This is a genomic window from Paraburkholderia tropica (assembly GCF_914484835.1).
GTDB lineage: Bacteria > Pseudomonadota > Gammaproteobacteria > Burkholderiales > Burkholderiaceae > Paraburkholderia > Paraburkholderia tropica_A.
The window spans coordinates 151,970-165,874 of the sequence record NZ_CAJZAR010000036.1; the positions used below are offsets into that span (position 1 = coordinate 151,970).

Consider the following 13,905-nt stretch of genomic DNA (forward strand, 5'->3'; position numbering starts at 1 on the left):
GATGAACGCACGCTCCAACAGAGACGCAACGCCCGCCGCGCTCGCCTGCCGCGATGTGATCGTGCGGCGCGCGCACGCCACCGTACTCGACGGCGTGAGCTTCGCGGTACGCGCGGGCGAACTCGTCTCGCTGCTCGGCGTGAACGGCGCGGGCAAGAGCACGCTGCTGCGCGTGCTGCTCGGCCTGATCGAACCCGAGGCCGGCGACGTGCTGCTGCACGGCGAGGCGCTGCACCGCCAGCGACGCCGTGCGATCGCGCGGCAAGTCGCGTGGGTGCCGCAGCATCACGCGCCGCAATTCCCCTACACCGTCGAGCAGATCGTGGCGCTCGGCCGCCTGCCGCATCTCGGCACCGGCTTCGCGCTCTGGCGCGCGCCGCGCGTGCACGACCGCGACGCCGTACACGCGGCGCTCGACGCCCTGCAGATCGCGCATCTCGCGCAGCGCGACTACGGCGCGCTCTCGGGCGGCGAACGCCAGCGCACGCTGCTCGCCCGCGCGCTCGCGCAAGGCGCGCGCGTGCTGCTGCTCGACGAGCCGTTCAGCGGTCTCGACTACGGCCACCATCTGCGTCTGCTCGATCGTCTCGCGCGTCTCGCCGCCGACGGCTACGCGATCGTCAACACCACACACCGCCCCGACGACGCCTGCAACGTCTCGACGCGCGTGGCGCTGCTCGACGGCGGCCGCCTCGTCGCTGACGGCGCGCCGCGCGACGTGCTCGACGCGCAGGCCGTGAGCGCGCTCTACCGCGCGCGCGTCGAACAGATCGACGTCGACGGCCAGCGCTTCTTTCGCGCGGCATCCGATGCATCCGATGCATCCGATGCAGCCGATGCAGCCGATGCGAGCGCCGCCCCCGCTTCTTCCCACCCGCCAGCCTCCACCCGATGAATCACCGTCTCCCTTCCCGCTGCGCCGTCTTCGCGTTCGCGGCCACCTGTGCCTTCTCCGCCGCGCGCAACGCACATGCAGAGGATGCCGAAACAAATATCGCTGCAAAGAGCGCCGCCACGCCCACGCAGAACAAGGCGACCCAGACCGCCACGCTACCCACCGTCGCCGTGAACGCGAAAGCCGATACCGCCGACACGCCGCGCAGCACGACCGCGAGTCTCGGCCCACTCGGCAACGTCAAGCGCGTGGACACGCCCTACACGGTCAACGTGGTGACGCAGGAAGTGATCGCCGACCAGCAGCTCAAGAGCATTCCCGACGCGCTGCGCCTGCTGCCTTCGGTACAAGGTGACGGCGCGCGTCCGCAGAGCCGCGGCATTCAGGGCAGCGTGGTGCAGAACAGCCGCATCGACGGGCTCAACGCCGTCTCGACCACCGACTATCCGATGGAAGAGTTCGACCGCATCGAAGTGCTCAACGGCCTCGCGGGCGCGCTCTACGGTCCGGCGAATCCGGCGGGCACGTTCAACTTCATCCAGAAGCGTCCGACCGACGACCGCGAGCTTCACTTCATGCTCGGCTACGGTTCGCAGACGCGCTTTCTGCGCGGGCTCGACGTCTCGGATCGCGTGGGACCGTCGAAGGCCATCGGCTATCGCCTCACGCTGCTCGACGAAACCGGCACGGGCTACACCGATCACAGTTCGCTGCGCCGCCAGCTCGCGAGCGTCGCGTTCGATTTCCATCTCTCGCGCGACACGGTCATCGAGGCCAACTACAGCCACTATCACTACGTGACGAAGGGCTTCCCGGCGACCTTCGCGCTCGCGAGCGGCGTGCACTTCCCGGCCGCACTCGATCCGACCAACTCAGCCTACGGCTCGTCCAATGGCGGCAACGACGACACGACCGACACCGGCACGCTGCGTCTGCGTCACGACTTCTCGCCGAACTGGCATCTCGAAGCCGCCGTGCTGCGCCAGATCGCCGACCGCGAATCGACCACGCCCACCAACACGCTGATCGACAACGCGGGCGACTACAAGACCACGATCTCCACGTCCACGGCCAGCCGCTTCACCATCACGAGCAACCTGCTCTATCTGCGCGGCCACGTAAACACCGGCGCGATCCAGCACGACGTGAGCATCGGCACGAGCGGCTTTCTGTGGGACAACTTCAATCCGGTCGCGGGTGGCACCGCCACGCTCGGCAGCGCGAGCCTCGCGAATCCGCAGTCGTTCGCGGTCACGGGCGCGCCCGATTTCGAGCATCGCTATCAGTCGGCGCAAAGCTCACAGCAGTCGCTGATCGCAAGCGATGACATCACCTTGTCGCCGCATTGGTCGGTGCTGCTCGCGGGCAGCCAGAGCTGGCTCTCGACGCACAACTACAACGTCTCGGGCGCGCAGACGAGCGAGTCGGCGAATCAAGGTCTCTCTGGCGCGGCGAGCCTGATCTTCAAGCCGCGCGCGAACCAGAGTCTCTACCTGACTTACGCGGACAGTCTCCAGCAAGGCGATACCGCGCCCGCCGGTTCGACCAACGCGGGCAATATTCTCGATCCGTATCGCAGCAAGCAGTGGGAAGTGGGCTACAAGCTCGCGCTCGCGCGACTGAACGCATCGGTGGCGGCGTTCCGCATCACGCGCCCCTATGCGTACACGCTCGCGGACGGCACCTACGGCACCGCGGGCAATCAGGTGAATCGCGGCGTGGAAGTCATGCTCGACGGCAACGCCACGCGCAATCTCTCTGTGTTTGGCGGCTTCACCTGGCTCGATCCGCGCCTGTTCGACACGGGCAGCGCGAGCACCGAAGGCAAGCGCATCGTCGGCCTGCCCGAGTTCGCGCTGAACGTGCTGATGCAATACAAGGTGCCGCAGGTGCCGGGCCTCTTCACGAATATGAACGTGCACTACGTGGGCGCGCGTCCGACCGACAACGCGAACACCTGGTCGGTCGGCTCGTACACGACACTCGATCTCGGCGTGGGCTATCTCGCCGAAATTCTCGATCGCGCCGTGACATTCCGCCTGTCCGTCGATAACGTGACGAACCGCCATTACTGGACCAACATCGTGCCGGGCGGCCTGAACGGCTATACAGGATCGGGCAACGCCACGGCGCAGCTCGGCGCGCCGCGCACGGTCACGGCTTCGGTGGAGTTCGATCTGTGATCGCATCTCGCATATTCAATCGTCTCGCGTGCGCAGCGCTCGCGTTCTGCGCCGCCAGCCTCGCGACGACACCCGCATTCGCGCAGCCCAAAACGCGTATCGCCGATCTCTGGTTCGCGCACAACGCCGTGGTGACGATGCTCGGCTCCGCGAGCGATGTGGTCGCGACGGTCGCGCGTCCGCAGGCTTTGCCGTGGATGTTCCGCGTCGCGCCCGCGCTCGCCCACGCGCAGCCCGTGAATGGCGCGACGGCCAACGCCGAAGACTTGCTGCGCCTGAACGCCGATGTCGTGTTCGCGAGCACCGCCGACCCGACGATCGCCGCGATGCGCCGTCTCGGCCTGAACGTCGTGCCGGTCGGTTTCGACGATTACGCGTCGATGCTCCGCTGCGTCGATCTCACCGCGCAAACGCTCGATACGCCGCTCGCACGTGAACGCGCGCAAGACTATCGCGCGTATCTCCAGAGCACGCTCGACGACACGGCGCACGCACTCGCGGCGCACGGCTCGCACGCGCAGCCGCGCGTGCTGCACGTGGCGTCGCTCGCGCCGCTCAAGGTCGACGGCGCGGATACGATCGTCGATCAGTGGATACACGCAGCGGGCGCGCGCAATGCCGCCGATGGCCTCACCGGCAATCTCAAGCCAGTCTCGATCGAGCAGGTGCTCGCGTGGCATCCCGACGTGGTGATCCTCGCGGCCAATGCAGGCTCGATCGAGCAATCGCCGCAGCGCGCGCTGTGGGAGACGCTCGACGCGGTGCGCGCGCATCGCGTCTATCGCAATCCGATGGGCGTGTTTCCGTGGGACCGCTACGGCCCCGAAGCCGCCTTGCAGATCCGCTGGGCCGCGCGCGCGCTGCATCCCGAAGCGTTCGCGGGCGCAAGCGCGAGCGATACGCTCGTCGCGCAAACGCAGCAGTTCTACGCGCGGTTCTATGGCTACGCGTTGTCTACGCAAGACGCGCAACGCATGCTCACAGGCGAGCGGCCGCTGCCGCTGGCGTCGTCAACGACATCGCCTCAGTAAGCCGCGCGCCGACAAGCAAAAAAGCCCGCAAACGCAGCACGTTTACGGGCTTTTTCGATGAGGCGACGCTCAATGCATCGCGTGCAGTGACAGATACAGCGTCGAAGCCGCGACACCGCCGACGAGCGGCCCGAGGACCGGAATCCACGCATAGCGCCAGTCGCTGTCACGCTTGCCCGGAATCGGCAGCAGCGCGTGCATGATGCGCGGCGAGAGATCGCGCGCCGGGCTCATCGCGTAGCCCGTGGGGCCGCCCAGCGAGATGCCGATGCCGAGCACGAGCAGGCCGACCGGCAGCGCGTCGAGTGCGCCGAGACCCACTTGCGGCGCGGCCAGATAGAGCACGCCGAGAATCAGCACGAAGGTGGCGATCGCTTCCGTGATCACGTTGTGACGCACGCTGCGGATCGCGGGCGCCGTGCAGAACACCGCGAGCTTCAGATCGGCGTCTTCTTCGTTGGCGAAATGCTGGCGATACGCGAGCCACACGAGGAACGCGCCCGCCATGCCGCCGAGCATCTGCGCGGCCACGTAGCCGCCCACTTTCGACCACGCGAACTTGCCCGCCAGCGCGAGGCTGATGGTCACGATCGGGTTCAGATGCGCGCCGCTGTACGAGGCCGTCACGTAGACGGCTACGAACACGGCCATCGCCCAGCCCATCACGATCACGATCAGGTCCGCGCCGCGGCCCTTGGTTTTGGCAAGCAGCACGTTGGCGACAGCGCCGTTGCCGAGCAGCACGAGAATCGCTGTGCCGATAAATTCTGCAATATAGGGTGACATTTCGTCTCTCTCTTCCGCGGCGGGCGTCTCCCCGCTCGCGGATGTGATTATTGATTATTTATTTCGGGTTACTGAGCAATGACACGGATTGCGCCATGCCGGGTTCACTGCGCGTCGTCGGCCCAGGCCTTGGCGGCGCGTACCGCGCGCTGCCAGCCCGAGCGGCAGGCGTCCACCTGCGAGGCGGCCATCGCGGGCGAGAAGCGCTGATCGACGTGCCACTGGCTCTGCAGCTCGTCCACGTTCTTCCAGTAGCCGATCGCGAGACCCGCGAGATAGGCGGCGCCCAGCGCCGTGGTCTCGGTGATCTGCGGCCGCACCGCATCCACGCCGAGCAGGTCGGCCTGGAACTGCATCAGCAGATTGTTCGCGCTCGCGCCGCCGTCCACGCGCAGCTCGCCCACGCTGATGCCCGAGTCCGCTTCCATCGCGGCCAGCACGTCGAGCGACTGATACGCGATCGAGTCGAGCGCCGCGCGCGCCAGATGCGCCGAGGTCGTGCCGCGCGTCACGCCGAACAGCGAACCGCGCGCGCGGGCATTCCAGTGCGGCGCACCCAGACCCGCGAAGGCGGGCACCAGATAGACGCCGTCGGTATGCGGCACGCTCGCGGCCAGCGCTTCGATTTCCGCCGCGCTCTTGATGATGCCGAGGCCGTCGCGCAGCCATTGCACCACCGCGCCCGCGATGAAGATGCTGCCTTCAAGCGCGTAGTTCACCTGGTCGCCGATCTGCCAGGCGATCGTCGTGACCAGATTGTTCTTCGACTCGATGGGCTTGTCGCCCGTGTTCATCATCAGGAAGCAGCCCGTGCCATAGGTGTTCTTCACCATGCCGGTATGCGTGCACATCTGGCCGAACAGCGCGGCCTGCTGATCGCCCGCGATACCCGCGAGCGGAATCTTCGAGGCGAACACCGTGGTCTTGGTCGGCCCATAAATTTCGGACGACGAACGGACTTCGGGCAGCATGCTGCGCGGAATATCGAGCGCGTCGAGCAGCTCGCTGTCCCACTGGCGCGTGTGGATGTTGAATAGCATCGTGCGCGACGCGTTGGTCACATCGGTCACGTGCAGTTCGTGTTTCGTGAAGTTCCAGACCAGCCAGCTGTCGACCGTGCCGAACGCGAGCTTGCCTTGACGCGCCTTTTCGCGCGCGCCTTCGACGTTGTCGAGAATCCAGCGGATCTTGGTGCCCGAGAAGTACGAGTCGATCGGCAGACCGGTCTTCGCACGCACTTTCTCTTCGAGGCCCTGCGCCTTGAGCTGATCGCAGAAGTCGGCCGTGCGGCGGTCCTGCCAGACGATGGCGTTATAGATCGGATGACCCGTCTCGCGGTCCCACACGATGGTGGTTTCGCGCTGGTTCGTGATGCCGATCGCGGCGATGTTGGTGCCGTTCAGGCCCGCACGCGTGACGGCCTCGGCGGCCACGCCGGCTTGCGTCGACCAGATTTCCTGCGGGTCGTGCTCGACCCAGCCCGGTCGCGGATAGATCTGCTCGAATTCCTTCTGGGCGCTCGACACGATGCGGCCCTGGCGGTCGAACAACATGGCGCGGGAACTCGTGGTGCCCTGGTCGAGCGCGAGAATGTACTGTTGATCCTGCATGTCTCTCATCTCCGTCCGTACGTAGTTGTGATTCGCGCCGCGTGGGCGCGGCGCGTTGGGGTACTGCCATGCGGTACTGCCAATGACGGCCGATGCAAAGCCGCCGTATCAGTGCGTGATCGACACCGTCGACACCGACGACACCGGCTGACGGCTCGCGGCAAACCACGCTTCGAGCGCGGCGGCAACCGCGTCGAGCGTGCCGGACGCCACGTGCAGGCCGAGCTTCGAGCGACGCCACAGCACGTCCTGCGCACAGGTCGCGAACTCGGTGTCGCGCAGATAACGCAGCTCGGCTTCGTAGATGCCGGGAGCGATCTGCGCGCCCAGACCATCGAGCGACGCCGCGCCGCCGATCAGGCGCTCGGCGCGCGTGCCGTAAGCGCGCGCGTAGCGCTGCGCGAGCGGCGCGGGCAGCCAGGCGAAGCGCTTCGCGAACGACTCCGCGAACGCGCCGAAACGCGCATTGGCGATATCGCCGCCCGGCAGCGGCTGGCCCGCCGTCCACGCGCCTGCCGTGCTGCCGAGCGCGCGGCACAGCATGTCGCCGGCCTCTTCCGCGAGCTTGCGGAAGGTCGTGATCTTGCCGCCGAACACCGAGAGCAGCGGCGCGCCTTCGGCCTCGTCGAGTTCGAGACGATAGTCGCGCGTGACCGCCGACGCATTCTTCGCACCTTCTTCTTCGAGCAACGGACGCACGCCCGAATAGGTCCAATGCACATCGGAGGGCGAGATCTTACGCTTGAAATAGCGATTGATCGACTCGCAGAGGTAACGCGTTTCGTCGCCGTCGATGGCGACCTGCGCCGGATCGTTGCGATATTCCACGTCCGTGGTGCCGATCAGCGTGAAGTCGTGCTCGTACGGAATCGCGAAAATGATGCGCTTGTCGGGGTTCTGAAAGATGTACGCGTGGTCGTGTTCGAACAGCCGCTTCGTCACGATATGGCTGCCCTTCACGAGCCGCACGCTGTGTTGCGCGCCTTGCCCGAGCGCGCCGCGCAGCACCTCGCCCACCCACGGACCGGCCGCGTTGGCGATAGCGCGCGCGCGCACTTCGAAGGTGCTGCCGTCGGCGCGGCGCAGCGTAGCGAGCCATTCGCCGCCTTGCTCGCCCTTCACGCGGCGCGCGTCGACGAGTTGCGTGCGCGTGAGAATGCGCGCGCCGCGTTCCTGCGCGTCGAGCGCGTTGAGCACCACGAGGCGCGCATCGTCGACCCAACCGTCCGAGTAGACGAAGCCGCGCTTGATCGAGTCGATCAGCGGCGCGCCGGCCGCGTGGCGGCGCATGTCGATGCCGCGCGAACCGGGCAGCAGTTCGCGCTTCGCGAGGTGATCGTAGAGAAAGAGGCCGACGCGGATGAGCCATGCGGGGCGCAGATTCGGCATGTGCGGCATGACGAAGCGCAGCGGCCACATGATATGCGGCGCGGCGCGCAGCAGCGTTTCGCGCTCCTGCAGCGCCTTGCGCACGAGACCGAACTCGCGGTACTCGAGATAGCGCAGGCCGCCGTGAATCAGCTTGGTGCTGGCCGACGAGGTGTGCGAGGCGAGGTCGTCCTGTTCGCAAAGGAGCACGGACAGGCCGCGCCCGGCTGCGTCGCGCGCGATGCCCGCGCCGTTGATCCCGCCGCCCACGACGAGCAGATCGTACCGATTCTCTTGAGTCACCTGCGTTTCCTGATAGTGGCCGATGCGGCACCCGACGCGATGCGGTCATCGCAAGATTGAGTGCCGGATCGCCTTGCGACCCATGTCGCCATGGGCGAACCCGAAATGTTCGAATCCGAAATCTAACGAACAAAATCGAAAAAGTAAAGTTCGTTTTGGCGAGCGCGAGTGAAAAGCGCCAAATGCGGCGGAATCGGCGATAAATCGACGCTAATTTAGGGGTTTTCCCGGAAGAAAGCGGGGAAAGACAGGGTAAGGAAGGGGAGCGAGGCGGGCCGGATCGGTCCGATGCAGGCGAGAAAACGAACACGCGAAGCTTTCGAATCTGTTCGTCTGATGTTCGTTTTGGACTGATGTGAGCAACGCGATGGTGCCTGGCGGCACGCGATCGCGTTGCTCGTTTGTGTTTCGATGCGATGGCCCTACTCAGGACGGTCTATCGGGAACACCAGTTACCGACGCTGAATGACTTGATTGGCACAGCGCGGGCGAAATGATCCTCAACGTATCCAGAACAACTTCCCTGGACGATATTCCCGATCGCTGTTGACTCGCTTGAGTCCCGACCCGTCCGCATTAATCGTATAGAGATAGTAGGTGGTCCAGCAAGGAAACTTGCCGACCTCCAACGTACTCGCAGTCGTTGCCCGCCTCAAATGCTGAGCGAAAAACAATTCGCTTGCTATCCGGTGACCAGGCAAAACTGTTGATGTCGATCCGCTCGACTGCTCCCGGCATGGCCTCCATGCCCCGCCCATTCGCACCAACGGTGTACAGGCGATTATTGGCGATAAAGCCGATGCGACGACCGTCTGGAGACCATTGAATGTCGGTGATCCCAATCAGATTTTTCAAAAGATCTTCTTTGATTTGGGTTTCGAGCATCATGATTTTGTGCCCCGCCAAGTCTTTCACTTCAAGAATTTCATAGCCTCTCTTGAACGCAACCTTCTTCCCATCGGGACTAAAGGCCGGGAAAAAATCAATGTCATTATTTGCGAGCACTATCGGCTCGGAGCCGTCGGTTTTCTGTATAAGAAGTTGCCTGTATAGCTTGCCGCCTTCTGCAGCAAATCGCACGTTCTTCTGGTCCCGGGTATAGAGCGCATATGCAACTTCGCTCGCGTCAGGGGAGAGCGCGTAATGACTCATTCCATCGTACTGCAATAGCAGCCCCGGCATTAACAGATTGAGTCTTGAGTAGGACCTGTCGGGATGAACCATGTAGATCGCCGCGGAATGCGCCACCAGCATGACACCGCTCCCGTTCGCCCAGGTGGCCTCACCGCGATTCGGTGTAACAAGCCGCGGACGCCCGTTGTGAAAAGTTTCAGCGATCAATTCAGACGGAAGGTTCCATAGAAATTGCCGCCCATTTTCCAGATCAAAAACGCCGAACTCCAACCTTTCCGGTTGTGCATCCCAGAGTCTTCGCATCTCCAGCACAACGGGACTTTTATCGGGAAGTACATCAATAGCGGGAAGATCGTGTGCCGGGATCGGTGGAAACGCCCCCACTGATCCCGCCAACGCCAACAGGACGATGCAACATGACCAATGCTTCACGCCCGGCAAGACACGCGATCGATTGCACGAGCCGATCGAATGGAACATACCCAGCGTGATTGACATATCGCCCCCGTGGTTTTGTCGCTGAACTCCGAAACGGCAAATGTCATTAGCCCCATTGAGCGCACGTAGGCTGTCCAAAACACCCTGAAGTGGCAAGCAGAATCGCTCCCACGTTCACTGGGAGTCTGTTCGATAACCAACGAAGCGAAATCAGCCGTGTGGAGACCGGCCAAGAGTTGGTCACGTCCCGCTGCTTTGCGAAAATGGCCGGAGAGTGGCTGAGAAGCGTAGGCTGCGGGTGAGCACGTCGATACCGCGCTCAGCCCGCCAGCAATCGTTCACTTGCGCTTAGAACAAGTGCGCAATCCCAACGCGCGCAATCGCCTGATTCGAACTCGACGATGCCGCATCCTGACCATAGAGTCCGTTGATCTGCGCGAACGTCGGCGCACTGCCGTTACCGGCGTGCTGATACGCGCCTTCCAGATAGACGTTCGTGCGCTTCGAGAGGCGGTAACTCAACGTGGCCGTTACCTGCTGCGTCAGGATTCGATCGAGCGTCGCGTTACCCTTCATCAGCTGATAATCCGCGCCGAACGACAGGAACGGTGTGAAGTTATAAAGCGCGCCTACTTGTCCGGCGTACACCCGCGCGCCATTGAACGTATTCCAGGTTTCAGTGAACAGCGCATTGAGCAACGCTGAGCCGATCGCATACGTGCCGCCGACACCCCAGTTACGAATACCGTCGTCGCCGTTATTGATCTGCTGGTACTTCACATCCGTATACGCAGCGCCCACATACAGCGGTCCGCCCTGGTAGTTCACACCCACACTGATCGACCGGTCCTTGGCGAAGTTACCCGCCACGCCGCCAAACCCATACAGCGCACCAAACGTGAATCCGCCCAGCCGGTCACTGACAAATTTCACCGACGACGGCACGCGGGCCGAACCCGCCACACGGTCAAAATCAGACGCCCCAGTCGGATTGTTCGGAATGCCCAGCCCCGCATACGGCCCCGAGCGGAAGTTGTAATACCCACCGAAGGTCATCGATCCATCGGCCTTCAGCAAGTTCTCCCACATGAAATCGTACTGATTGCCGAAAGTCAGCTGCCCGATCCCGTCCTTCGCCAGCCCGACATAAGCCACGCGCCCGAACAGCGCCGACGAATCGCCAATCGTCTGCCCGTTCGCGAGATTGAACTGATTCTCCAGCTTGAAGATGGCCCGCGCACCACCGCCAAGATCCTCCACACCGCGAAAGCCCAGAATATTCGGGTAATAAATCCCCTGATCCAGAATGGCGTTACCGTGCCCTCCCTGATTACTCACCCACGTCACGCCCGCGTCCATCAATCCGTAGATCGTCACGCTGCTTTGCGCATGCGCAACGCCCGACGTCACCAACGTCATCACGGCCGCCATACTATGTGCCGCTTGTCTCCGATTCATTTTGTAATCCTTATTGTTATGTCGTCATGCCAGAAATCCGGCTTCTGGCTCAGCGGATTCCGGCTATTCCCGCTGTTGCCTCACCGGTGCGAGAACAAACTCACGCCTCATGGCGGGCACCGTCGTCTCCACGTCGGCGCCATAAGGCGTTTTTCCCGGTCCTACTTCAATGACCGGTTCAATCAGCGAATCCTTCACGCCGAACACCACGTCAGAATCCAGATAGTCGCTCGACGCCAGGAACAGATGCGTCACCAGCGTCTCGCATCCCTCGGCGGCGATCATGAAGTGCACATGAGCAGGCCGATACGGATGACGCCCCTGCAAGCCCAGCATCTCACCCACGGGACCATCGTCGGGAATCGGATACGCGGCGGGCACGCTGCCCCAGAGCCAGAAATTGCCCTGCGCGTCGGTTCGCACGCGGCCTCGTCCGCTATACGACTGCGCGTCCTTCTGAACGTCGTAATAGCCATCGGCATCCGCGTGCCAGATATCGACGATCGCGTCGGCAATGGGCTTGCCTGCGGTGTCGAGCACGCGGCCTTCGATCAGCATGACCGGCCCGTCTTCCGGTTTGCCGATGGTTTGCCCCGACGACACTTCCGGCGCATCCGCCACGTAAAACGGCCCGAGCACGGTGGTTTCCGTTGCGCCGCCCGGCAACGCATGATTGATCGCGTCGACCAGCATCGAGACGCCCAGCGCGTCGGACAGCAGAATGAATTCCTGTCGCGTGTCCGAGCAGATCTGCCCCGTGCGCGTCAGAAAGGTGATCGCCTGCTGCCACTCGTCCTGAGACGGCCGGACCTCGCGCACGAAGGCGTGCAGGTGCCGGACCAGCGCGGCGCTGATTTCGTGGACGCGCGGCGAGCCGCTCGCTTCGAGCCGCGCGAGCACGGCGTCGGTGATGTTGTGTTCGTTGAAGTTGCGCATGGGGTGTCCTGGTGTGTCCTGGTGTGTCCTCTACATCGACAGATCAGCGGAAGGCGGCGTGCCAGCGAAAGCGGCTTCGAGCATCCGCATCAGCGAGGCACGCTCGACAGGCCGCGGATTCCAGTAGGCCTGCTGCATGACGAGGTCCGCCACGACATCCAGCTTCCCCGCCGGCATGCCGAGCGCGGCCAGCGAAGACGGCAGACACAGTTGTTCGAGCATGCCGTGAAGATAGCGCGAAGCATCGGCATCGGCAGCGGAATTAGGATCAGAAGCGAGCGCGCGGCCGATCCGCGTGACCGCATCGCTCGCCGCCCTTGCGTTATACGCCAGCACATAGGGCAGCACGACCGCGTGCGTCGGCGCATGGGGCAAATCGAACGTCCCGCCGAGCACATGACAGATCTTGTGATGCAACGCCATCCCGACCGCGCCGAGGCACGTGCCGCACAACCAGGCACCATATTGCGCCTTTGCGCGCGCCGCCAGGTTAGCCGGATCGCTCGCGATCGCGCCAAGGCTGCCGCCGAGCGCACGAATGCCCTCTTCGGCCATCATCGACGTGATGGGATTGCAGTCCTTCGCGTAAAGCGCTTCCGCTGCGTGGGCGATCGCGTTGAGCCCGCTGCTCGCCGAGAGCGTCGGCGGCAGCGAGAGCGTCAGATTCACGTCGTAGATCACGACGCGCGGAAGAATCTCCGGCGCGCGGCGCGTGGTCTTTCGTCCGTCTTCGGTCTCGCCGAGAATCGGCGTGACTTCCGAACCGGCGTAAGTCGTCGGAATCGCGATCTGCGGCAGACCGGTTCGCACGGCCAGCGCTTTCGACAAGCCGATCGCGGAACCGCCGCCGCCCGCCACGATGCAATCGACGCCGCTGTTGCGCAGCGTGTCCATCGCGCGCGCGGTCACGTCGGTGGGCGTGTGCATCGTCGCGCCGTCGAAGTATCCGGCGCAAAGCTCGCCGAGCAGATCGACCAGTTGCGCACCGAGATCGCGCTGCTCCGGCGTCGTGACGACGAGCGCGCGGCGGCCAAGCCGCCGCACTTCATCCGCCAGATCGGCCATGCGGCCCGCGCCGAAGAGAATGCGCGCGGGCGCGCTCGAATAAGTGAACGTGTGCATGGCCGCTCCGCGTTACAGCGCCTCGCCGGCGAGCCAGCGCGCGCCGCGTGCATATAGCGCGTCGACTTCCGGCCCCGTGAGTTGCGGCATGTCGCGCTTCACGGTGTAGCCGATCTGCGTCTGGATATACGCGAGGTGACGATAGCCCGTCGGAAATTCGGCGAGCGCCTGCTGATCGAGTTCGAGCCGCGCCGCCGGATCGACCGTGTCCACGCGGTCCTTTTCGTAGATCGGCTGACGCAGCACCACGCCCCAACGCCCATTGCGCTTTTCGACGAAGTCGTAGAAGCGGCCCGTGCAGACCACATCGCACAGCACGCCCTGCACATCGCCGCGCTGCGAAATCGTCATCTTGGTCTGCACGATCGCGCGGTCGCCCGCGAGATCGATCGACGAGCCGCCGAGAAAGTGCAGAATGCTCACGCCCTTCTTCCAGCCCTCCTGCGTCACGCGAATGAAATCGCGCGCGGGGCCCTGGAACCACGTCGCCATCATCACGCCGTCGTCGTGCCAGACGGTCGCGAAGCGTTCCCAATCGCCCGCGTCGCGCCATACCGCCCAGTTTTCGATGAGATCGCGAATGGCGAGTCGTTCGACGAGTTCCTTTTCCATGCTGTTTTCCTGAATAGGGATTGCATCTT

General features: G+C 64.0%; 11 protein-coding genes. 3 read left to right on the forward strand and 8 right to left on the reverse strand.

Annotation, left to right across the window (positions count from 1 at the left end):
* The first annotated feature begins 1 nt into the window (after position 1).
* The 3 genes from LDO54_RS07845 to LDO54_RS07855 are packed head-to-tail and all read left to right on the forward strand — an operon-like array spanning position 2 to position 4,109.
* Positions 2 to 895: an ABC transporter ATP-binding protein gene (locus LDO54_RS07845; protein WP_224008890.1), complete on the forward strand. Its 894-nt coding sequence runs from the start codon at positions 2 to 4 to the stop codon at positions 893 to 895.
* A complete protein-coding gene (locus LDO54_RS07850) occupies positions 892 to 3,078 on the forward strand; it encodes a TonB-dependent receptor (protein ID WP_224008892.1) in 2,187 nt (728 codons plus the stop codon). Before LDO54_RS07845 ends, LDO54_RS07850 begins: the two co-directional genes overlap by 4 nt.
* Positions 3,075 to 4,109 carry an ABC transporter substrate-binding protein gene (locus tag LDO54_RS07855; protein ID WP_224008894.1) on the forward strand — a complete coding sequence of 345 codons (1,035 nt, stop codon included), beginning with the start codon at positions 3,075 to 3,077 and terminating at the stop codon, positions 4,107 to 4,109. Before LDO54_RS07850 ends, LDO54_RS07855 begins: the two co-directional genes overlap by 4 nt.
* A 69-nt stretch (positions 4,110 to 4,178) precedes the next feature.
* Here the strand turns inward: LDO54_RS07855 and LDO54_RS07860 are convergent, their stop codons facing one another.
* The 8 genes from LDO54_RS07860 to LDO54_RS07895 all read right to left on the reverse strand — a co-directional run bounded on the left by LDO54_RS07860 (position 4,179) and on the right by LDO54_RS07895 (position 13,876).
* On the reverse strand, positions 4,179 to 4,895 hold the full coding sequence (locus LDO54_RS07860) for an MIP/aquaporin family protein (RefSeq protein WP_224008896.1): 717 nt from the start codon (positions 4,893 to 4,895) through the stop codon (positions 4,179 to 4,181).
* A gap of 104 nt (positions 4,896 to 4,999) precedes the next feature.
* Positions 5,000 to 6,505 carry a glycerol kinase GlpK gene (gene glpK, locus LDO54_RS07865; RefSeq protein ID WP_224008898.1) on the reverse strand — a complete coding sequence of 502 codons (1,506 nt, stop codon included), beginning with the start codon at positions 6,503 to 6,505 and terminating at the stop codon, positions 5,000 to 5,002.
* Positions 6,506 to 6,613: 108 nt separating this feature from the next.
* Entirely contained in the window at positions 6,614 to 8,176 is a 1,563-nt protein-coding gene (glpD, locus tag LDO54_RS07870) for a glycerol-3-phosphate dehydrogenase (RefSeq protein WP_224008900.1), read from the reverse strand.
* A 576-nt stretch (positions 8,177 to 8,752) separates the two neighbouring features.
* Complete coding sequence (locus LDO54_RS07875; RefSeq protein WP_224008902.1) at positions 8,753 to 9,808, reverse strand: TolB family protein; 1,056 nt, start codon at positions 9,806 to 9,808, stop codon at positions 8,753 to 8,755.
* A gap of 288 nt (positions 9,809 to 10,096) precedes the next feature.
* Complete coding sequence (locus tag LDO54_RS07880; protein WP_253074383.1) at positions 10,097 to 11,167, reverse strand: porin; 1,071 nt, start codon at positions 11,165 to 11,167, stop codon at positions 10,097 to 10,099.
* A 102-nt stretch (positions 11,168 to 11,269) separates the two neighbouring features.
* Entirely contained in the window at positions 11,270 to 12,142 is an 873-nt protein-coding gene (locus tag LDO54_RS07885; RefSeq protein ID WP_224008906.1) for an intradiol ring-cleavage dioxygenase, read from the reverse strand.
* 30 nt (positions 12,143 to 12,172) lie between these two features.
* Positions 12,173 to 13,264 (reverse strand): maleylacetate reductase, encoded by a 1,092-nt coding sequence (locus LDO54_RS07890; RefSeq protein WP_224008908.1) that lies wholly within the window; start codon positions 13,262 to 13,264, stop codon positions 12,173 to 12,175.
* Positions 13,265 to 13,276: 12 nt separating this feature from the next.
* Positions 13,277 to 13,876 carry a nuclear transport factor 2 family protein gene (locus LDO54_RS07895; RefSeq protein WP_224008910.1) on the reverse strand — a complete coding sequence of 200 codons (600 nt, stop codon included), beginning with the start codon at positions 13,874 to 13,876 and terminating at the stop codon, positions 13,277 to 13,279.
* Positions 13,877 to 13,905: the final 29 nt, after the last annotated feature.